This window comes from Massilia sp. LXY-6 (assembly GCF_051233485.1).
In the GTDB taxonomy this organism is placed as follows: Bacteria; Pseudomonadota; Gammaproteobacteria; order Burkholderiales; family Burkholderiaceae_D; genus Telluria.
On sequence record NZ_JBKFGF010000016.1, the window covers coordinates 13,669 to 33,303 of the forward strand.

Genomic DNA, 19,635 nt, shown 5'->3' on the forward strand with positions numbered 1-19,635 from the left:
GATGTTGTCTCGACGCTCCCTGCTGTCCGCCCTGGCCGGCGCCTTTCTGCTGGCCGGCTGCGGCAGCGCCCCCACGCAGCCCGCCACCTCGGTCGCCGCGGCGCCCACCCCGGCGCCGGTCCCGCGCAAGCTCAGGATCGGCCTCGCCCTCGGCGGCGGCGCCGCGCGCGGCTTTGCCCACATCGGCGTGATCAAGGCCCTGGAAGCCCAGGGCATCGTGCCCGACATCGTGGTCGGCACCAGCGCCGGCTCGGTGGTCGGCGCCATGTACGCCTACGGCTATAACGGCTTCACGCTGCAGAAGATGGCGATGGAGATGGACGAGGCGTCGATCTCCGACTGGGCGCTGCCGTTCTTCAGCAAGTCCTCGGGCGTGCTGAAAGGCGAGGCCCTGCAGGCCTACGTCAACAAGGCCGTCCACAACCAGCCGATCGAGAAGCTGAAGATCCCGTTCGGCGCGGTCGCCACCGACCTCAGGAGCGGTCAGCCGATCCTGTTTAGGCGCGGCAACACCGGCATGGCCGTGCGCGCCTCGTCCGCCGTGCCGAGCGTGTTCCAGCCGGTGAGCATCGCCGGCCGCAGCTACGTGGACGGCGGCCTGGTGGCGCCGGTGCCGGTGCGCTTCGCGAAGGAGATGGGCGCCGAGTTCATCATCGCCGTCAACATCTCCAGTGCCACCGAGGCCCAGGCCACGGCCAGCTCGCTTGACGTCCTGATGCAGACCTTTACCATCATGGGGCAGCGCCTGAACCAGCACGAGCTGAAGGATGCCGACATCGTCATCACCCCGGCCCTGGGCGCGATGGGCAGCGCCGATTTCAACGGACGCAACACGGCGGTGCTGGCGGGCGAACAGGCCGCAGCAAGCGTCATGCCGCAACTGAAGGCCAGGCTCAAGGCCATGCAATTGAGCCCGGCTCCCTGAGCCGACCGATAACAACCACCACGATAGGAAGACAACAATGCAAACCAAACCCTTTCTGACCCTCGACGACGCCAAGAAGATCGCCGCCGCCGCCGAAAACGAAGCCGTCACCAACAAATGGAACGTCGTGATCTCGATCGTCGACGATGGCGGCCACCTGCTGTGGCTGCAGCGCATGGACGGTGCCGCGCCGATCTCGTCGCAGATCGCACCGCAGAAAGCCAAGACCGCCGCCCTCGGCCGCCGCGAATCGAAGGTCTACGAAGACATGATCAACAACGGCCGCATGTCCTTCCTGAGCGCGCCGGAACTGCAGGGCATGCTGGAAGGCGGCGTGCCGATCGTGGTCGACGGCCACGTCATCGGCGCGGTCGGCGTGTCCGGCGTGAAGTCGACCGAGGATGCGCAGATCGCCAAGGCCGGCATCGCCGCGCTGGGCGCTTAATTTCCGCAAGGAACGGCAGGTAAGTGCTAGGGCATCCGATTGCCGCGTAGGAGTATTCGCGCTATAATTCGGAAGTTTATCCATCACTCACCTGCCGTAGCGCTTACCCACTCACTCCTTCTTCATAACGACCCCGAGCGCAGGCGCAGCTAACGGCTTTGCCGCGCAACATGGTCGGTCTGACGTGGCGCGGCTACGGCAACCTTATTGGAGAGTTGCCCTTGCCGCCATTTTTTTCTGGCCCAGCCGTTCCAGCCATCCTGGCCCTCGCAGACGGAACCATTTTCAAAGGATATTCGATCGGAGCCATCGGTCACACGACCGGTGAAGTGGTGTTCAACACCGCGATCACGGGCTACCAGGAGATCCTTACCGACCCCAGCTATTCGCGTCAGATCGTCACCCTGACGTATCCGCACATCGGCAACCAGGGTGTGAACCCGGCCGACGTGGAGGCCTCGAAGGTGCATGCCGCCGGCCTCATCATCCGCGACCTGCCGCTGCTGGCATCGAACTTCCGCTCGACCCAATCGCTGTCGGACTACCTGAAGCAGGAAAACGTGGTCGCCATCGCCGGCATCGACACGCGTAAGCTCACCCGTATCCTGCGCGAGAAGGGTGCCCAGAACGGCGCCATCCTCACCGCCCAGCAGGGCGTGGAACCGTCGGAAGCCCAGGCGCTCGAACTGGCGCGCTCCTTCCCCGGCCTGAACGGCATGGACCTGGCGAAGGTCGTGTCGGTCAAGGAGCCGTACGTGTTCACCGAAACCGAATGGAAGCTGGGCGAAGGCTTCGGCAAGCAGGACAATCCGCAATTCCACGTGGTCGCCTTCGACTACGGCGTCAAGCGCAACATCCTGCGCATGCTGGCCGAACGCGGCTGCAAGGTCACCGTGCTGCCGGCCCAGGCCACCGCAGCCGAGGCGCTGGCCCTGAACCCGGACGGCATCTTCCTGGCAAACGGCCCCGGCGACCCGGCCGCCTGCGACTACGCGATCGAAGCGACGAAGCAGGTGATCGATTCCGGCATCCCGACCTTCGGCATCTGCCTCGGCCACCAGATCATGGCCCTGGCCTCGGGCGCCAAGACGCTCAAGATGAAGTTCGGCCACCACGGCGCGAATCACCCGGTGCAGGACCTGGATTCGAAGAAGGTCCTGATCACCTCCCAGAACCACGGTTTCGCAGTGGACCAGGAGACGCTGCCGGCCAACTGCCGCGTGACCCACGTCTCGCTGTTCGACGGCTCGCTGCAAGGCTTCGAGCGCACGGATAAACCGGCGTTCTGCTTCCAGGGCCACCCGGAGGCCTCGCCCGGCCCGACCGACGTTTCGTATCTGTTCGACCGTTTCATCAGCCTCATGCAGGCCAAAGCTAATTCTGCCGAGAAGAAATAAATGCCAAAACGTACCGACATTAAAAGCATCCTGATCATTGGCGCGGGCCCGATCGTCATCGGCCAGGCGGTGGAATTCGATTATTCCGGCGCCCAGGCCTGCAAGGCCCTGCGCGAAGAAGGCTACAAGGTCATCCTGGTGAATTCGAACCCGGCGACCATCATGACCGACCCGGAAACGGCCGACGTCACCTACATCGAGCCGATCACCTGGAAGGCGGTCGAGCGCATCATCGAGAAGGAGCGCCCGGACGCGATCCTGCCGACCATGGGCGGCCAGACCGCGCTGAACTGCGCGCTCGACCTGCACAAGAACGGCGTGCTGGACAAGTACAAGGTCGAGCTGATCGGCGCCTCGCCGGAAGCGATCGACAAGGCCGAGGACCGCGCCAAGTTCAAGGACGCGATGACCAAGATCGGCCTGGGTTCGGCGCGTTCCTACATCGCGCACTCGATGGACGAATCGCGTACCGCACAGCGCGAGCTGGGTTTCCCGGTCATCATCCGTCCGTCCTTCACGATGGGCGGTTCGGGCGGCGGCATCGCCTACAACGAAGAAGAATTCGAAGCGATCTGCAAGCGCGGCCTGGAAGCCTCGCCGACCTCGGAACTGCTGATCGAGGAATCGCTGCTGGGCTGGAAAGAATACGAGATGGAAGTGGTGCGCGACAAGGCGGACAACTGCATCATCGTGTGCTCGATCGAGAACCTGGATCCGATGGGCGTCCACACCGGCGACTCGATCACCGTCGCGCCGGCGCAGACGCTGACCGACAAGGAATACCAGATCATGCGTAACGCGTCGATCAACGTGCTGCGCGAGATCGGCGTCGACACCGGCGGCTCGAACGTGCAGTTCTCGATCAACCCGGCCGACGGCCGCATGATCGTGATCGAGATGAACCCGCGCGTCTCGCGTTCCTCGGCGCTGGCGTCGAAGGCCACCGGCTTCCCGATCGCAAAAATCGCGGCCAAGCTGGCGGTCGGTTTCACGCTGGACGAGCTGCGCAACGACATCACCGGCGGCGCGACCCCGGCCTCGTTCGAGCCCTCGATCGACTACGTGGTCACCAAGATCCCGCGCTTCACCTTCGAAAAATTCCCGGCCGCGGACAAGCACCTGACCACCCAGATGAAATCGGTGGGCGAAGTGATGGCGATCGGCCGCACCTTCCAGGAATCCTTCCAGAAGGCCCTGCGCGGCCTCGAAGTCGGCGTGGACGGCCTGAACGAAAAAACCCGCGACCGCGAGAAGATCGAAGAGGAACTGGGCGAGCCGGGACCGGAGCGCATCTGGTATGTGGGCGATGCCTTCGCCCAGGGCTTCACGCTGGAAGAAGTGCATGCGCTGACCAAGATCGATCCGTGGTTCCTCATCCAGATCAAGGAAATCGTCGACATCGAACTGTGGCTGGATCACCAGAAGCTGGATAGCCTGGACAAGCCGGTGCTGTACAAGCTGAAACAGAAGGGCTTCTCGGACCGCCGCCTGGCCTTCCTGATGCAGACCACGCCGCAAGCCGTGCGCGAAAAGCGCCACGCGCTGGGCATCCGCCCGGTCTACAAGCGCGTCGACACCTGCGCCGGCGAGTTCGCGACCAACACCGCCTACATGTACTCGACCTATGACGAGGAGTGCGAGTCCAACCCGACCGACAAGAAGAAGATCATGGTGCTGGGCGGCGGCCCGAACCGGATCGGCCAGGGCATCGAGTTCGACTACTGCTGCGTGCACGCGGCCCTCGCCATGCGCGAAGACGGCTACGAGACCATCATGGTCAACTGCAATCCCGAAACCGTGTCGACCGACTACGATACCTCGGACCGCCTGTACTTCGAATCGCTGACCCTCGAAGACGTGCTTGAAATCGTCGAACTGGAGAAGCCGGAAGGCGTGATCGTCCAGTACGGCGGCCAGACCCCGCTGAAGCTGGCGCTGGACCTGGAAGCCAACGGCGTGCCGATCATCGGCACCTCGCCGGACATGATCGACGCCGCCGAAGACCGCGAGCGCTTCCAGCAGCTGCTGCAGAAGCTGGACCTGCGCCAGCCGCCGAACCGCACCGCGCGCACCGAAGAACAAGCGCTGGCGCTGGCCACCGAGATCGGCTACCCGCTGGTGGTGCGCCCGTCCTACGTGCTGGGCGGCCGCGCGATGGAGATCGTCCACGAGCAGCGCGACCTGGAGCGCTACATGCGCGAAGCGGTCAAGGTCTCGAACGATTCGCCGGTGCTGCTGGACCGCTTCCTGAACGACGCCATCGAAGTCGACGTCGACTGCATCTCGGATGGCCAGACCACCTTCATCGGCGGCGTGATGGAGCACATCGAACAGGCCGGCGTGCACTCGGGCGACTCGGCCTGCTCGCTGCCGCCGTACTCGCTGTCGCAGGACACCATCGACGAGCTGAAGCGCCAGACCTCGCTGATGGCGAAGGCCCTCAACGTGGTCGGCCTGATGAACGTGCAGTTCGCGATCCAGCGCGCCGAAGTGGACGGCAAGGTCCAGGACACCGTGTACGTGCTGGAAGTGAACCCGCGCGCCAGCCGCACCGTGCCCTTCGTGTCGAAGGCGACCGGCCTGCAGCTGGCCAAGATCGCGGCGCGCTGCATGGTCGGCCAGACCCTGGAACAGCAGGGCGTGACCAAGGAAATCGTGCCGCCGTTCTACAGCGTCAAGGAAGCCGTGTTCCCGTTCGTGAAATTCCCGGGCGTGGACACCATCCTCGGCCCCGAGATGAAGTCGACCGGCGAAGTGATGGGCGTCGGCATGACCTTCGGCGAAGCCTTCGTGAAGTCGCAGCTGGCGGCCGGCATCAGCCTGCCGAGCTCGGGCCGCGTGTTCCTGTCGGTGAAGGGTTCCGACAAGCCGCGTACCGTGGTCGTGGCGCGTGACCTGGTGGCGCTGGGCTTCTCGCTGGTGGCGACCAAGGGCACCGCCGCGGTGATCGCCGCCGCCGGCATCCCGGTCACCCCGGTCAACAAGGTGCTGGAAGGCCGTCCGCACATCGTCGACATGATCAAGAACCACGAGATCGCGATGGTGGTGAACACGGTCGAGGAAAAGCGCAGCGCGATCAACGACTCGCGCACCATCCGCACCTCGGCCCTGCAGGCGCGCGTCGTGACCTACACGACCATCGCCGGCGCCGAAGCGGCGGTGCAGGGCATGCGCCAGCTGGACGAGTTGCGGGTCTACGATTTACAAGGTCTGCATAAAACACTACACTAAGCATTAGAGAAGTACCTGGAACCACAGAGTTCGCGCGGCTCGCGCTGCGTGACTCTGTGGTTTTCACTTTTACTATACGTACGCAACAGGGTGGAGCCCCACCACAAAGACGACCATGAACACTCCATTGACCAAATACGGTGCCGAACTCCTGAAGGAAGAACTGCATCAGCTCAAGACCAAGGAGCGCCGCATCGTGATCGATGCGATCGCCGAAGCGCGTTCGCATGGCGACCTGTCCGAAAACGCCGAATACGATGCCGCCAAGGAGCGCCAGGCCTTCGTCGAGGGCCGCATCGCGGAGCTGGAGCAGAAGCTGTCGACCGCCCAGGTCATCGATCCGAGCACCCTCGACGCCGAAGGCCGCGTGGTGTTCGCCTCGACCGTCGATCTCGAGGACCTCGAGAGCGGCCAGAAAGTGACCTACCAGATCGTCGGCATGGACGAAGCCGACCTCAAGCAGAACAAGGTGTCCGTCACCTCGCCGATCGCGCGCGCCCTGATCGGCAAGTACGCCGGCGACGTGGTGGAAGTACAGGCCCCGTCCGGCCCGCGCGAATACGAGATCCTCGAAGTCCGCTACGTCTGAGCCGGGATGTGAGCATGCTGGCGAACCTGCGCCTGCTGGCAGCAAGCCTGTGGGCGGGCAGCGTGTGGGCGGTCAGCTACCTGGCCGCGCCGAGCGCGTTCGCGGCCCTCGACAGCACCCAGGCCGGCACGGTGGTCGGCATCATGCTGACCCGCCTTGCCTGGCTGTCGATCGCGCTGGCGCCGCTGCTGGCCGTGCTGGCGTGGCGCGCCACCGACCTCGATGCGAAGCGCCGGCGCTGGCTGTTCTGGCTGGCGGGCGGCATGCTGGCCTGCAGCCTGGCGGTCTACCTGGGCCTGCAGCCGATGATGGCGGCGATCCGCGAAGCCGCCGGCCCGGCCGGGGTGAGGGCGTCGCCGCAGTGGGGCAGGTTCGCGGCCCTGCATGGGGTGTCGCAGGCGCTGTACCTGCTCGAATCCGTGCTGGGCGCGATGCTGGTGGTGAAGAGCCGATAAAAAAACCGGGGCGCGCCCCGGTTGTCTGCATTGACGCGGTGCGCGTTCGGCGCGTCACCGGTGCGCATCACTTGAGCACGGTTTTCTTGGTGCTGGCCTGGCGCGTCTTGGCGCGCTTGATGTTGCCGCCCTGGGTCACGCGTTCATTCCCCTTGAGCAGAACCTTGGTGACGCTGGGCTTCTTGGTGCCGCTCGGGCTCGGCTTGACGATGGTGACTTCGCGCATGCCCTTGCCGGTCTTGACCGAGCGTTCCTTGACGGCTTCCTTCTTCGGACGATACAGGACCAGCAGTTTACCGATATGCTGCACGGGTGCCGCTTCCAGTTCCTCGCAGATCTGTTCGTAGATGGCGGCGCGCGCTTCGCGGTCGTCGCCGAACACACGTACCTTGATCAGGCCGTGTGCGTCCAGGCTGGACGAGATTTCTTTCATGACGGCCTCGGTCAGGCCGGCTTCGCCGATCATGACGACAGGGTTGAGCCCGTGGGCCTCCGCACGGAGGGCTGCGCGCTCGGCCGGTGTAAGTTTGATCATAATGGTTCTTTTTTGATGTACCTATTAAAAGCAGTATTTTACGCGAATGGCCAAGAACAAATTCAATAAAAACTGGATACACGACCACATTAACGACCCCTATGTCAAATTGGCACAGAAAGAGGGTTACCGGGCGCGTGCGGCCTATAAGCTGAAGGAGATCGACGAGGCCGAGAAGCTGATCAAGCCGGGGCAGGTGATCGTCGACCTCGGCTGTACGCCCGGCAGCTGGAGCCAGTACACGCGGCGCAAGCTGGCCGGCGGCGACGATGGCAGGATCAAGGGCACGATGATCGGCCTGGACATCCTGCCGATGGAGCCGATCGCCGATGTGCACTATATCCAGGGCGACTTTCGCGAGGACATCGTGCTGGATCAGCTGGCCGAGCTCCTGGACGGGCGCCAGGCCGACCTGGTGCTGTCTGACATGGCGCCGAACCTGTCGGGTATTCCGTCGGCGGACTCGGCGCGCATGGAGGATTTGATTGAGATCGCTATTGAGTTTTCTCAAGCGCACCTCAAGCCGTCCGGCGCATTGTTAGTAAAATGCTTTAAGGACATGGGCTTTACGCAAAATCTTGAACGCTTCCGCGACGAATTCAAAGTGGTCAAACAGATCAAGCCGAAGGCCAGCCGCGATAAGTCATCCGAAATTTTCCTGCTGGGCCGCGGTCTCAAGAATCCGGCTTAGCGAAAAATGCGAAAAATGCGGATTTATTCACGGTTTTACCCTTGATATTCGGGGCTACAGCCACACATCAGCCAACGGATGGTAAGTCTTGCTGAAGCCACTTGACGCCATCCTGCCGCTTCTGCGATGTTATTCGTGCGCGTCGGAAATAAAAAACCGTTATAGTGACGAGGTAAGGATTCAAAGCGGGCTTCAAGAGCGGGCTTCGCGGGTAGCTGTGCGTGGCACCGCCTGCTTATTGCGGTAAAATCCGTGTTTGAAACAATGGGAAAAGATGCGTCCGCATCAGAGGAGTTTTCGTGAATAATATGTTTTCCAAATCCGCCATCTGGGTGGTCGTCGCGCTGCTGTTGTTCATGCTGTTCAAGCAGTTCGACAACCACAGCGTCGCGGGCGGCAGCAAGACGATCGCTTATTCCGAGCTGCTCGATGATGTGAAGGCGAAAAAGATCAAGGATGTCGTGATCGAGGGTTCGAGCATCACGGCAACCCGCCAGGACGACACCAAGGTGCGTACCACTGCGACCATGCTCGACCGTGGCCTGATCGGCGACCTGCGCGACAACAACGTGCGCTTCGACGTCAAGCCGCCGGAAGAGCCGTCCTTCCTGCAGCAAGTCTTCATTTCCTGGTTCCCGATGCTGCTGCTGATCGGCGTCTGGGTCTTCTTCATGCGCCAGATGCAAGGCGGCGGCAAGGGCGGGGCTTTCTCGTTCGGCAAGTCGAAGGCGCGCATGATGGATGAAACCAACAACACGGTCACCTTCGCCGACGTCGCCGGCTGCGACGAAGCCAAGGAAGAAGTGTCCGAGATCGTCGACTTCCTGAAGGATCCGACCAAGTTCCAGAAGCTGGGCGGCCGTATCCCGCGCGGCGTGCTGATGGTCGGCCCCCCGGGTACCGGCAAGACCCTGCTGGCGCGCGCCATCGCCGGCGAAGCGAAAGTCCCGTTCTTCTCGATCTCCGGTTCCGACTTCGTCGAGATGTTCGTCGGCGTGGGTGCGTCCCGCGTGCGCGACATGTTCGAGAACGCCAAGAAGCATTCGCCCTGCATCATCTTCATCGACGAGATTGACGCCGTCGGTCGCCACCGCGGTGCCGGCATGGGCGGCGGTAACGACGAGCGCGAACAGACCCTGAACCAGCTGCTGGTCGAGATGGACGGCTTCGAAGCCTCCTCCGGCGTGATCGTGATCGCCGCGACCAACCGCGCCGACGTGCTGGACAAGGCGCTGCTGCGTCCGGGCCGTTTCGACCGCCAGGTGATGGTTGGCCTGCCGGACATCCGCGGCCGCGAGCAGATCCTGAACGTGCACATGCGTAAAGTGCCGATCGGCACCGACGTGAAGGCCGACATCCTGGCCCGCGGCACTCCCGGCTTCTCCGGCGCCGACCTGGCCAACCTGGTCAACGAAGCGGCCCTGTTCGCCGCGCGCCGCAGCAAGCGCCTGGTCGAGATGAGCGACTTCGAGGATGCCAAGGACAAGATCTTCATGGGTCCGGAGCGCAAGTCGATGGTCATGCGCGAGGAAGAGCGCCGCAACACGGCCTACCACGAGTCGGGCCACGCGGTGATCGCCAAGCTGCTGCCGAAGGCCGATCCGGTGCACAAGGTCACGATCATGCCGCGCGGTTACGCGCTGGGCCTGACCTGGCAGTTGCCGGAGCACGACAGCCTGTCCGGCTACAAGGACAAGATGCTGGAAGAGATCTCGATCCTGTTCGGTGGTCGCATTGCCGAGGAAATCTTCGTCGGCCAGATGTCGACCGGCGCCTCGAACGACTTCGCCCGCGCGACCAAGTTGGCGCGTTCGATGGTCACCCGCTTCGGCATGTCCGAGAGCATGGGTGTGATGGTGTACGAGGACGACGCGAATGAAGGCTTCTTCGGCGGCTCGGTGAAAACCATCTCCGAGGCAACCCAGCAGAAGGTCGACGCCGAAATCCGTTCGATCCTCGACACGCAGTACGCGCTGTCGCGCCGCCTGCTGGAAGAGAACCGCGACAAGGTCGAAATGATGACCAAGGCCCTGCTCGAGTGGGAAACCATCGACGCCGAGCAGATCAACGACATCATGGCCGGCCGCGAGCCGACTCCGCCGAAGTCGGTCCAGCTGACCAAGCGTCCGTCGAGCGGCGACGGTTCGGGCGGCGTAGCCACCAACGCCCCGGCACCGGCCTGATCGCCAGGCAGGGCATTCACGAAAGACACCCCGCGGGGTGTCTTTTTTTCTGTACTTCGTTAACTTTTCATTATGCGCCAGTATTTGCAATGCGGCCGTTTCGGCTACGATCTCACCCAGCGCCCGCTGGTGATGGGCATCCTCAATGTCACTCCCGATTCATTCTCCGACGGCGGCCGCTACCAAGGCCTCGAATTCGCCATGGAGCGGGCCGAGCAGATGATCAAGGACGGGGTCGACATCATCGACATCGGCGGCGAATCGACCCGTCCCGGCTCGCCCAGCGTTTCCGTGCAGGAAGAACTGGCGCGCGTGATGCCGGCCATCTACGCTTTGCGCGAGCTCGGCTATGCGCTGTCGATCGACACCTGCAAGCCGGAAGTGATGCGCGAAGCGATCATCGCCGGCGCCGACATGATCAACGACATCAATGCCTTCCGTGCGCCCGGCGCGATCGAGGCGGTGGCGGACAGCGATTGCGGTCTATGCATCATGCATATGCGGGGTACGCCACAGGACATGCAGGCCCAGCCGGTTTACCATGACGTGGTGGAGGAGGTCATCGCCTTCCTTCGCGAGCGGGTCGAGGCTGTGCTGGCTGCCGGGGTAGCGCGGGACCGCGTCACGATTGACCCGGGATTTGGCTTCGGCAAGACTGTCGAGCATAATGTGACTTTGCTTCGTAGCATCAATCGCATGCAGCGCGAGCTGGGCCTGCCGGTACTGGCCGGGCTGTCGCGCAAATCGATGATCGGCGCCTTGACCGGGCGTCCCGTCGAGCAGCGCATGGCCGGCAGTCTCGGCGGCGCGCTGGCTGCGGTAGCGCATGGCGCTCGCATCGTGCGGGTCCATGATGTCGCAGAGACGGCGGATGCGCTGAAAGTGTGGAACGCAGCTGTCACAACAACTGAATAGAAGAGAACAAGAGAACAACATGGCACGCAAATATTTTGGTACCGATGGCGTACGTGGCCTGGTGGGCGAAGGACCCATCACCCCTGATTTCGTGATGCGTCTCGGCTATGCCGCCGGCAAGGTGCTGGCCAAGGGCAGCACCGGCGCCAGCGGCCGCCCGAATGTGCTGATCGGCAAGGATACCCGCATCTCCGGCTACATGCTGGAAGCCGCGCTGGAAGCCGGTTTCTCGGCCGCCGGCGTCGACGTGATGCTGGCCGGCCCGATGCCGACCCCGGCGATCGCCTACCTGACCCGCGCCCTGCGCCTGCAGGCCGGCGTCGTGATCTCGGCCTCCCACAACCCCTTCCAGGACAACGGCATCAAATTCTTCTCCGAGCACGGCACCAAGCTGCCGGACGCGGTCGAACTGGAAATCGAAGAAGCGATCGACCAGCCGATGGGCTGCGTCTCGTCCGAAAAGCTGGGCCGCGCGACCCGCCTGCGCGACGCCCAGGGCCGCTACATCGAATTCTGCAAGAGCACCTTCCCGAACGAACTCGACCTGCGCGGCCTGAAGATCGTGGTCGACTGCGCCCACGGCGCCGCCTACGCCACCGCCCCGCACGTGTTCCATGAACTGGGCGCCGAGGTAATCGAGCTGGGAACCAAACCGGACGGCTTCAACATCAACGACGGTGTCGGCGCCACCGCGCCCAAGGCCATGGCCCGGGCCGTCGTCGAGCACAAGGCCGACCTCGGCATCGCGCTGGACGGCGACGCCGACCGCCTGATCATGTGCGACGCCAACGGCCGCCTGTACAACGGCGACGAGCTGCTGTACGTGATGGTGCGCGCGCGCATGGCCACCGGCAAGGTGGACGGCGCGGTCGGCACGCTGATGACGAATATGGCGCTCGAGCTGGCGTTCAAGGAAATGGGGGTGGGCTTCGCACGCGCCAAGGTCGGCGACCGCTACGTGCTGGAAATGATGCAGGAGAAGGGCTGGCTGTTCGGCGGCGAAGGCTCGGGCCACCTGCTGGCCCTGGACAAGCACAGCACCGGCGACGGCATCGTCTCGTCCCTGCAGGTGTTGTCGGCCCTCAAGCGCGGCAAGCAGAGCCTGGCCGACTGCTGCAAGGACCTGGTGCTGTTCCCCCAAACCCTGATCAATGTGCGTGTGCAGCAGGGCTTCGACTGGACCAAACACCAGGCCATCGTGGCCGAGAAGGAAGCCGTCGAGGGCGAGCTGGGCGAACGCGGTCGCGTGCTGATCCGTCCCTCGGGCACGGAACCGCTGGTGCGCGTCATGGTCGAGGCCAAGGAAGCCGAACTGGCGGAATCGATGGCCAAGCGCATCGCCTCGCGTTTCGAGGTCTGAGGGCATAGCGTCCTGCATTGACGCTTCGGGGGCGGAGGCGTATGATCGTCTCCAATCGGAGTGTAGCGCAGCCCGGTAGCGCACCTGCTTTGGGAGCAGGGGGTCCAAGGTTCGAATCCTTGTACTCCGACCACCGTTTCGAACGCGGGCTGTCTTCGACGGCCCGTTTTCATTTCCTCGGCAATGTTCATTGCCAAGCTTACTGCCCATAGCTCAGTTGGATAGAGCATCAGCCTTCTAAGCTGAGGGTCGCTGGTTCGAACCCAGCTGGGCAGGCCAAAAATTCCCTTTAAATTCAACGTGATGCGATCAATTTCTGGATGTGACTCCAGTGGCAGAGCTGTTGTCCTGAGACTGTGTAAGCGGACTGTAAGCGCTTTACGTTGACTTTGAGCATTTTTTACTTGCCCTTCGCCGTTCGTGGTCGCATGATGTTGTCAAACGGTTATCGGAGGACAATTAGTGCGTGCGATCATTCTTTTACTACTGGCAGCAGCAACCGGCCTTGGAGTCTTGGCAAGCCAGCAGGCGGCTACCATCAAGGATCAACAAACCCGGCTTTCCGCTGCGGAGGAACAAATCAAGGCTATTTCGTTAGCCCAGCAGGAACGGTGTGCGAACGAAGCGCGGAAGTGGTTCGCTGAGCAGCAGTTTCGCGTGAACGATCTTGCGTCGTACGAGAACCACTACAACGCAAAACTAAACAGGTGCCTAATTGCTGTTGAAAGTAAGTTCTTCGGGAACAACCTCGTCATCGAGTTCAGCAGCATCATGAACGTTCTTGAAAACAAAAAGGTCGCGAACTACGTTCGACAGGTTATAACCCGAGGAGAGTCCCAAGACGACCGAGTGACGCACTGTACTTTGACGAACCCCACTGGAGAAATTCGTCAGTGTACCTCTGCTGATGAGTTCAATAAGTTAACGAAGGTCTACATGGAAGGCTAGTCCACTTTGCGTTTTAGCGACGAGGGGCGTATTTACTGGACCGTGTAGTGCAGCTCTTCAAACCCGGAACTACGTAAGCGTATCTGATCGCCCGAGGCAAACTGGACGCCTTCGAGATGCCCAATCTCCACCTTCCTGCCAGGTGCGACTTGAAGCGACTTTTCCTTCTCAGCTTCAGTTGTCGGATTACGGGTTGTCATAATAACCGAGAGTTGCATGGCTGAGGTGTTAGTGAGCATTGCAACAAGGCCACGTCCCACCGTAGAACGTCGCATCTCGATTCGGAATGGTACAGGCGGCAGGCGAGACTTCTCCTGATCGAGCGCTGCCTGCACGGACTCTGCTTTGGACTTCTCGGCTGCTAGAGCTTGTTCTTTGCTTTGCACTTCGGATGAAAGCTGGGCTGACTTCGTTGCTTGAGTCTGGGCGTCGGTACGTGCAGCGTTCAAGTCTGACTTGAGCTCGGCAGCGCGTGCAACTTCCTTGGCAAGCTCCAACTGCAAACCGGCTACGGTTGCCTTCTGGGTTTCGATGTCGCGGGTAGCTTGATAGTAGAGCGCACCCAGCACCACGGACGTGACGGCGAGAGCGGTTACAGCAGCCTTCAAAGCGGCTGGAACGGGGCGTTGCTGAGGCTGGATAACAAACGCTTCTGAACTCATGGCTTCCTTCTGGGGCGGTAGGGTCGAGGTGGGGAAAGTAGCAGTCGGGTTAGTGTAGCCGTTGACACGATAAGTGTCCAATCGGCAATACGGAAGGTACTCCGCGACTACAGAAGCCAGACGAAAAACTTGCAAAAAATTTTTGGGCAAGCGGGTGGGAACGGAAATACCTAAACCTAAATCCGAAAAGTATCTGGAGGGCTGCGCGTAGCACTCGTGGCAGGGGTGCGAACTGGATAGTTCGGAGGGCGAACGCTTGGTAGAGCACAGGCCGGGGGTGGAATACTTCCGGCGCTGCCGCCGATGAAATATTGCTCTGCGCCGTTCGCTGGCGCTGGTGAGAGGTTGACCACTACCGGGCGGGATCGTGGCCTTGTAGAACGTCCTAGGCGGTCTGAGCGGTATCAGGCTGCGCAATAGCGCTTGACGGTCGATTCGGACAGCTTGAAGTGTTTAGCGGTGGCGCTGATCGACGCTTTTTTCTCTTCCTTCCATACCTTGACGGCTACTGCATCTGCTTTTGGCTTGCGGCCTAGGCTGTCTTTGCCCTTGTGGGTCTTGCCGGTAGCAGCCAGCGTAGCTTTAGCCAGCTCGCGACCCGATGCTGTGCGCTCGTTGATACGCTGCCTCTCCATATCGGCAACCTGTGCAAGGACGGCAACGATCAGTTCTCCGACGCCCGGTGCTATCTGGCCCAGCCCGCGAACGTCCACCGTTACACCCTTCGCCAGCAGGGCGCGGATGGTGGTCTGCACGTCGATGGCATCACGGCCAAGGCGATCTACAGCGTACACATGGATCACGTCGCCTTCGCGCACGTAGTCCAGCATGGCAGCGAAGCCGGGACGCTTGGCAGCAGGAACAGCACCCGACACGCCTTCGTCCATGAACTCGCGGTCGAGCGTCCTACCGTTGGACAGGGCAGCGCGTTGAGCGTCAATGCTTTGGCTGTTGCTGCTAACGCGATAGTAGGCGATCTGGGTCATGCTAATCCTTTTCGGTTCAGAAGTTAGTGGTTCTATTATGACCTAGTCCAGAACTCTTGTGAAGTATCTTGTGACCTACTCTACTCAGCTGTTTCCGGGGTAGCTCAATTCTTACAAGTTTTGAGCCCTAATAGACGAGAATAGCCAAATCTTGGTAAAGTTACATTTTTCGCCAACGACCTACTGGGCATAAACACTGTGACTACTACTGAGACCCCTAGCGCTACTCCGTCTACCGAGTCTGTACCGTCCCCGGTCGATTTTTACCTCGGATTCCCGCTATATGAGCGCATCAACGTTCCTGAGACCGACGACAAGAAGGCGGTTGCCATCACTCACTTCCGAGGACCAATGGATTCCTACTGCCCGGGTTGCAAGGGGCACAGCATTTTTAGCCGTGACGTCGCAAGCCCACAGTATTTCAACGATTGGCTTGACTATATGTACTGGGGAGTGGAGTTTCAGTGCACACGCAACGCAAGCCACCAACTGCGGTTCTACCTACGAGTAGATAAGCTCACTCGTACCCTGCAAAAGGTTGGGCAGTACCCGTCACTTGCTGACCTAAGCATGCACGACGTTAAGCAGTATGCGGATGTATTGGCAAAGCCGATTTTTAGAGAGCTGACGAAGGCAATCGGTCTCGCCGCCCATGGTGTAGGAGTGGGATCGTTCGTCTACCTGAGGCGCGTCTTCGAGACTCTTGTAGAAGAGGCCCACCAAGTCGCTAAAAATGATGTAGGGTGGAACGAGGAAGAATACGAGCGGGGAAGGATGGGCGAAAAGATCCTCTTGCTGAGTAAGTACTTGCCTGAGTTCCTTGTTCAAAACAGGGCAATTTACGGCATCCTCAGTAAAGGGGTGCACGAGCTATCTGAAGACGAGTGCCTTGCAGCGTTTCCCGCTGTGAAGCTGGGCATCGAAATCATTTTGGACGCAAAACTGGAAGAAGCTGCAAGACGCAAGAAGTTGCAGGTTGCGGCGAAGTCCATCCAAGCCTTAGTTGCTGCAAACAATCGTTGAACTTCTAGAAGCAGTCGTCAGCCTGCGCAGCCGCACGAGCGTCAGCTACCACTGCTTCATACTTGGCGCGGTTGGCACTAGTGATCTGTTCCGGTGTAAAGCCCGCGTAATCCGGATTGGGGGCTGGGTTGACGGTGATGCTGTAGCCGCTGCGCGGCGCTCGAAGCGTGAACGGGTAGTAGAAGCCGTGTGAGGCGAGGTCGATCACGCCTAGCATTTGGCTGAGGGTGGCTTCCGTGCAGAAGACAAGCCCCGCTTCGGCGTAACGCTTGGCATCGGCGGCGGATGGGTTTCGCTGGAAGCAAACCACGTACCGCTCCCAGCCGTGCAGCGCTTGCAAGGCCAGTACCTTAAAAAGACTCTGGTTCCATGCGTTGTCGTGCAGGAAGCCAGGATCGACCCAGTAGAAGTAGTCGGTCAGGAAGTTGTACGGCTTGTCTCGTCCGTCCTGCATCCTGCGCGTGTATTCCTGCTGTAGCGCCCAGTGACTACTTGCCTTGTCCCGGTGGTTGTTGAGCGTCCCGGCTTTGGACTCGATGAAGGTGTGGTGCTGAGTGCAGAGCGCGTCTGGTCTGCCTTCCAGCTCGATCCCGGCTCCATCCCGGTAGTAAATCGGCAGATGAGGCGCGAAGCTCTGCGCCGGGTCTACCGGGAATGGTAGGGTGGCGTAGAAGGCGAGCGCTGCGCGCTCCGACGCCGATTGTGTTGATGCGTGCATGTTGTATCTCTCCTTGTCAGGGGCGCGAGTGCGCATTATTGAGTAGTACTTTGCAGTTCGTCCGTTCCGTCCGTTCCTCATAGGAGAGTCGTCCGTTCTGCGTCCGTTCCGCGTCCGTTCTGCGTCCGTGCTAGAAGTCGGCGGGTAGCGCCAGAACGACTTCCGCTTCGTGCTTCGGCATCGCTACAGGGAGCCACCAGCGGCTTTTCTTGCCGCTCACGTACAGGGCTTCTTGCCGGTAGCCCGCATCCGCCAGCAGCTTGCCAACCGCTTGATTCCCCGGCTTCGTCATGCCTGCTTCCGTGAACGCTGCACTTAGTTCCTCGGACTTGAGTACGTGTGTACCGTGTGCCGTTAAGAAATCGAGCGCGAAGGCTTGTTCAACGGTGACGGACTTGGCGATCTGTTCGCGGCGTGTCTCTGTCATTGGCGGGGTCTTCGCATCGAACCCGGCGAGGTCGTAGCCCATAAAATAGGCGTGAATAGCTTCGAGTGCGCCGGGTAGCTTCAGCCAATCAGCGAGTGGCTGGATGATGTTGCTCTTCCGCTCTTTTCGGCCTTCGTCGCCGGTAAGGCCGTGTGAGTAGCCCATACGAGCGGGAATCCACCAGCGGCGGTCTGTATCGTCTATGTCCAGTGGCACTTCCTCATTCGAGGCGAGGAAGAAGCGCGTGTAGGTGGCTACCATGCCAGCGGCCAAGCCCTTCTCTTCGAGTAGTACTCGCTCTTCACTCATCAAGCTCTTGAGCTGCGTTTGCTGGTCGTCGCGTTTGCTTTTGCAGTCGTCAAGCTGCACCAGCAGCGTACCTCGCATGACGTTGGCGAAGCGGCCTGTAAGCTCGCTATAGCGCTTCACTAGACGTGTTTGCCCGCACAGAAGAGGAGTCAGGATGGAGTCAAAAATGAAGCCCTTCCCAGCACCTGTTACGGATAGAAGCATCGGGTGCCACGAAGGACGCTCTTCGGGCCGCTGGAACATATGAGCCACGTACTGCGTGAACGTATGGCGCTCGGCTGGGTCGGGGAACATCGCTTCGAGCAGCAGCAGGAAGTGCGGCGACAGCGGGAGCGGTGCGTGCTCAGGCTCGAACTGCCTGAAAGTATTTACATACCGATGCCGAGAGCGCTTCGGACGTACCAACGGCGGACCGTTCGGGGTGAAGATAGTGCCGGTAACGGTTTGAAGTCGACAGCCCAGGTATGTTGGACTCGGAAGCGGGCTGGGCGGAGTGCGGCCCTGCTCGCGGCAGAAACCGGCGAAGTCGTCGGGCAGAAATGACATCGGCAACGGCTCCATGTAGCAGTCGCCAGAGATCAACCGGGCATGCTGCGAGTCCGCGCTGTACAGCTTGAAGTAGCGCCCAGCCTCAAGGGCGGCTTGATAGTCCGCGATCAGCTCTCGTGCGGCTTGGGAGTACTTCGGTGCTTCCTCAGCCTGCGGCGCTGGGTCAGATTGTACGAGGGCTAGCTTGCTCATCACGCTTCTCTGTACGGTCGCCGACGTGGGCTGCTGCGATGTTGATTAGGCTTGCGAGTATCTGACTTCCAGATCGATGCTGGGTGATGCAGAGTCGCGTTAGGGCTTCCCACGCCGCGTCTTCCATGTAGACGTAGCGCCGTTGTAGCACGGTGCCGGAAGCGGTCGTGACGTGCTGGGAACGCGTGCGGTAGATACTTGTGTTGTTCATTCTGTTTTCCTTGTTGTTGGCCGCGTACAGGCGTGACGAATGCGCGCTCGACGTTTTAACGGGCGACGGTACGCGGCGGGTTGTTTGTACTAATGATCCAGCGCTGGGGCTGGTGGGATGCGCACCCTTGCAGGTGGCAAGAGGCAGGGTCAGGCTTGCAGGGATGCTTCTAGGGCTTTGATCTTGGCTCTTGTGGCGGCAACCTCTGCGGCGACTTCTGCTGCTCGCTTGGCCTTGGCATCGTCTTCTAGCATCTGTCGCGCTGCTTCCTGAACATCATGCGCATACTGCAAACGCTGCTGCGCGGCTGCGGCTTCTACGGTAGCTTGCGCCTGCTTCACGATACTGTCTTCCGGTGTACCCAGCTTCATGTAGAGGCTAATCGTACCTGCTGCCCCGAACTGGTCAACGGGTGCCATCATGTCGAGCACGTATCCTAGCCTTGCGTGGACGATCATTTCGGCCAAGGTCGGAAGGGTTGCGCCGAATAGGCGGATGGTTGGCGGAAGCGTGGTGATGCTTGCCGGGGTCATCGCTGGCGCTGGCGCTGCGGCTTCTGCCGGAGCTGGCTGTACGCTGGTCGATAGGGTGGCTTTCGGTTTGGTCATGTTATTTCCTTTTCGTTGTTGTTAGACGCGAGTGTTGCGAAGGTAGCAGGCTAGGCGCTGCCGATCCCAAGGCAAACTGCGCGGAGTCGTGAACCCGCTCTTGTTTAAGTGCTCGGCAATCGTTCGCTGGCTGGCTGTAGGGCGCAGGGTCGCAATGATCGCGTTCACTTGGCGATAATAATCATCGGCGCGGGCTTTCCCGCCGAATTTTGGTGCTGTTGCAAATGTCTCAGACATGGCTGATCCTCCAGTATTGGTTGGATAACGACGTTATCG

The 19,635-nt window shown here is 61.0% G+C and carries 19 protein-coding genes and 2 tRNA genes; 14 read left to right on the forward strand and 7 right to left on the reverse strand.

All coding sequences use genetic code 11. The features are described 5' to 3' along the window. Position 1: 1 nt before the first annotated feature. The 6 genes from ACI48D_RS08180 to ACI48D_RS08205 all read left to right on the forward strand — a co-directional run bounded on the left by ACI48D_RS08180 (position 2) and on the right by ACI48D_RS08205 (position 7,042). Positions 2–925 (forward strand): patatin-like phospholipase family protein, encoded by a 924-nt coding sequence (locus ACI48D_RS08180; protein ID WP_435570808.1) that lies wholly within the window; start codon positions 2–4, stop codon positions 923–925. 37 nt (positions 926–962) lie between these two features. Continuing rightward, positions 963–1,370, forward strand: coding sequence for a GlcG/HbpS family heme-binding protein (locus ACI48D_RS08185; RefSeq protein ID WP_435570727.1), 408 nt, complete (start codon positions 963–965; stop codon positions 1,368–1,370). Between the two features lie 221 nt (positions 1,371–1,591). Beyond that, on the forward strand, positions 1,592–2,767 hold the full coding sequence (carA, locus tag ACI48D_RS08190; protein ID WP_435570728.1) for a glutamine-hydrolyzing carbamoyl-phosphate synthase small subunit: 1,176 nt from the start codon (positions 1,592–1,594) through the stop codon (positions 2,765–2,767). Further along, complete coding sequence (gene carB, locus ACI48D_RS08195; protein WP_435570729.1) at positions 2,768–5,998, forward strand: carbamoyl-phosphate synthase large subunit; 3,231 nt, start codon at positions 2,768–2,770, stop codon at positions 5,996–5,998. 115 nt (positions 5,999–6,113) lie between these two features. Next, positions 6,114–6,587 carry a transcription elongation factor GreA gene (gene greA, locus ACI48D_RS08200; protein ID WP_435570730.1) on the forward strand — a complete coding sequence of 158 codons (474 nt, stop codon included), beginning with the start codon at positions 6,114–6,116 and terminating at the stop codon, positions 6,585–6,587. A gap of 14 nt (positions 6,588–6,601) precedes the next feature. Beyond that, positions 6,602–7,042 (forward strand): DUF4149 domain-containing protein, encoded by a 441-nt coding sequence (locus ACI48D_RS08205; protein WP_435570731.1) that lies wholly within the window; start codon positions 6,602–6,604, stop codon positions 7,040–7,042. A 67-nt stretch (positions 7,043–7,109) separates the two neighbouring features. Here ACI48D_RS08205 and yhbY read toward each other — a convergent pair whose 3' ends face one another. Continuing rightward, the gene (gene yhbY, locus ACI48D_RS08210) at positions 7,110–7,577 is read right to left on the reverse strand and encodes a ribosome assembly RNA-binding protein YhbY (RefSeq protein WP_435570732.1); all 468 of its coding nucleotides are present in this window, start codon (positions 7,575–7,577) and stop codon (positions 7,110–7,112) included. A 46-nt stretch (positions 7,578–7,623) separates the two neighbouring features. Here yhbY and ACI48D_RS08215 point away from each other — a divergent pair, with 46 nt between their 5' ends. From ACI48D_RS08215 to ACI48D_RS08245, 7 genes are all read left to right on the forward strand, one after another. Next, the gene (locus ACI48D_RS08215; RefSeq protein ID WP_435570733.1) at positions 7,624–8,268 is read left to right on the forward strand and encodes an RlmE family RNA methyltransferase; all 645 of its coding nucleotides are present in this window, start codon (positions 7,624–7,626) and stop codon (positions 8,266–8,268) included. A gap of 299 nt (positions 8,269–8,567) precedes the next feature. After that, on the forward strand, positions 8,568–10,451 hold the full coding sequence (ftsH, locus tag ACI48D_RS08220) for an ATP-dependent zinc metalloprotease FtsH (RefSeq protein WP_435570734.1): 1,884 nt from the start codon (positions 8,568–8,570) through the stop codon (positions 10,449–10,451). 72 nt (positions 10,452–10,523) lie between these two features. Continuing rightward, on the forward strand, positions 10,524–11,366 hold the full coding sequence (gene folP / locus ACI48D_RS08225; protein WP_435570735.1) for a dihydropteroate synthase: 843 nt from the start codon (positions 10,524–10,526) through the stop codon (positions 11,364–11,366). Positions 11,367–11,385: 19 nt separating this feature from the next. Further along, entirely contained in the window at positions 11,386–12,726 is a 1,341-nt protein-coding gene (gene glmM, locus ACI48D_RS08230; RefSeq protein WP_435570736.1) for a phosphoglucosamine mutase, read from the forward strand. 56 nt (positions 12,727–12,782) lie between these two features. After that, a tRNA-Pro gene (locus ACI48D_RS08235) sits at positions 12,783–12,859 on the forward strand. A 69-nt stretch (positions 12,860–12,928) separates the two neighbouring features. Further along, a tRNA-Arg gene (locus ACI48D_RS08240) sits at positions 12,929–13,005 on the forward strand. A gap of 183 nt (positions 13,006–13,188) precedes the next feature. Next, the gene (locus ACI48D_RS08245) at positions 13,189–13,674 is read left to right on the forward strand and encodes a hypothetical protein (RefSeq protein ID WP_435570737.1); all 486 of its coding nucleotides are present in this window, start codon (positions 13,189–13,191) and stop codon (positions 13,672–13,674) included. 32 nt (positions 13,675–13,706) lie between these two features. Here the strand turns inward: ACI48D_RS08245 and ACI48D_RS08250 are convergent, their stop codons facing one another. Next, positions 13,707–14,336, reverse strand: coding sequence for a hypothetical protein (locus ACI48D_RS08250; protein ID WP_435570738.1), 630 nt, complete (start codon positions 14,334–14,336; stop codon positions 13,707–13,709). Between the two features lie 404 nt (positions 14,337–14,740). Then, positions 14,741–15,322 carry a recombinase family protein gene (locus ACI48D_RS08255; RefSeq protein ID WP_435570739.1) on the reverse strand — a complete coding sequence of 194 codons (582 nt, stop codon included), beginning with the start codon at positions 15,320–15,322 and terminating at the stop codon, positions 14,741–14,743. A 570-nt stretch (positions 15,323–15,892) separates the two neighbouring features. On the opposite strand from ACI48D_RS08255, the gene ACI48D_RS08260 reads away from it, so the two are divergent. Beyond that, positions 15,893–16,345 (forward strand): hypothetical protein, encoded by a 453-nt coding sequence (locus tag ACI48D_RS08260; protein ID WP_435570740.1) that lies wholly within the window; start codon positions 15,893–15,895, stop codon positions 16,343–16,345. A gap of 4 nt (positions 16,346–16,349) precedes the next feature. On the opposite strand, the gene ACI48D_RS08265 is transcribed toward ACI48D_RS08260, so the two are convergent. From ACI48D_RS08265 to ACI48D_RS08280, 4 genes are all read right to left on the reverse strand, one after another. After that, a complete protein-coding gene (locus tag ACI48D_RS08265) occupies positions 16,350–17,063 on the reverse strand; it encodes a hypothetical protein (protein WP_435570741.1) in 714 nt (237 codons plus the stop codon). 130 nt (positions 17,064–17,193) lie between these two features. Next, positions 17,194–18,540 (reverse strand): primase-helicase family protein, encoded by a 1,347-nt coding sequence (locus ACI48D_RS08270; RefSeq protein WP_435570742.1) that lies wholly within the window; start codon positions 18,538–18,540, stop codon positions 17,194–17,196. 360 nt (positions 18,541–18,900) lie between these two features. Next, entirely contained in the window at positions 18,901–19,359 is a 459-nt protein-coding gene (locus ACI48D_RS08275) for a hypothetical protein (protein ID WP_435570743.1), read from the reverse strand. 21 nt (positions 19,360–19,380) lie between these two features. Next, positions 19,381–19,596, reverse strand: a complete 216-nt coding sequence (locus ACI48D_RS08280) for a hypothetical protein (protein ID WP_435570744.1) — start codon at positions 19,594–19,596, stop codon at positions 19,381–19,383. Between the last annotated feature and the right edge of the window lie 39 nt (positions 19,597–19,635).

What these genes read in the sequence shown, in the direction of transcription:
- ACI48D_RS08180 (WP_435570808.1), top strand. Translation starts at nt 2, where the DNA reads ATGTTGTCTCGACGCTCCCTGCTGTCCGCCCTGGCCGGCGCCTTTCTG.
- ACI48D_RS08185 (WP_435570727.1), top strand. Translation starts at nt 963, where the DNA reads ATGCAAACCAAACCCTTTCTGACCCTCGACGACGCCAAGAAGATCGCC.
- carB (WP_435570729.1), top strand. Translation starts at nt 2,768, where the DNA reads ATGCCAAAACGTACCGACATTAAAAGCATCCTGATCATTGGCGCGGGC.
- greA (WP_435570730.1), top strand. Translation starts at nt 6,114, where the DNA reads ATGAACACTCCATTGACCAAATACGGTGCCGAACTCCTGAAGGAAGAA.
- ACI48D_RS08205 (WP_435570731.1), top strand. Translation starts at nt 6,602, where the DNA reads ATGCTGGCGAACCTGCGCCTGCTGGCAGCAAGCCTGTGGGCGGGCAGC.
- yhbY (WP_435570732.1), bottom strand. Translation starts at nt 7,577, where the DNA reads ATGATCAAACTTACACCGGCCGAGCGCGCAGCCCTCCGTGCGGAGGCC.
- ACI48D_RS08215 (WP_435570733.1), top strand. Translation starts at nt 7,624, where the DNA reads ATGGCCAAGAACAAATTCAATAAAAACTGGATACACGACCACATTAAC.
- folP (WP_435570735.1), top strand. Translation starts at nt 10,524, where the DNA reads ATGCGCCAGTATTTGCAATGCGGCCGTTTCGGCTACGATCTCACCCAG.
- glmM (WP_435570736.1), top strand. Translation starts at nt 11,386, where the DNA reads ATGGCACGCAAATATTTTGGTACCGATGGCGTACGTGGCCTGGTGGGC.
- ACI48D_RS08250 (WP_435570738.1), bottom strand. Translation starts at nt 14,336, where the DNA reads ATGAGTTCAGAAGCGTTTGTTATCCAGCCTCAGCAACGCCCCGTTCCA.
- ACI48D_RS08255 (WP_435570739.1), bottom strand. Translation starts at nt 15,322, where the DNA reads ATGACCCAGATCGCCTACTATCGCGTTAGCAGCAACAGCCAAAGCATT.
- ACI48D_RS08260 (WP_435570740.1), top strand. Translation starts at nt 15,893, where the DNA reads ATGCACGACGTTAAGCAGTATGCGGATGTATTGGCAAAGCCGATTTTT.
- ACI48D_RS08265 (WP_435570741.1), bottom strand. Translation starts at nt 17,063, where the DNA reads ATGCACGCATCAACACAATCGGCGTCGGAGCGCGCAGCGCTCGCCTTC.
- ACI48D_RS08270 (WP_435570742.1), bottom strand. Translation starts at nt 18,540, where the DNA reads ATGAGCAAGCTAGCCCTCGTACAATCTGACCCAGCGCCGCAGGCTGAG.
- ACI48D_RS08275 (WP_435570743.1), bottom strand. Translation starts at nt 19,359, where the DNA reads ATGACCAAACCGAAAGCCACCCTATCGACCAGCGTACAGCCAGCTCCG.
- ACI48D_RS08280 (WP_435570744.1), bottom strand. Translation starts at nt 19,596, where the DNA reads ATGTCTGAGACATTTGCAACAGCACCAAAATTCGGCGGGAAAGCCCGC.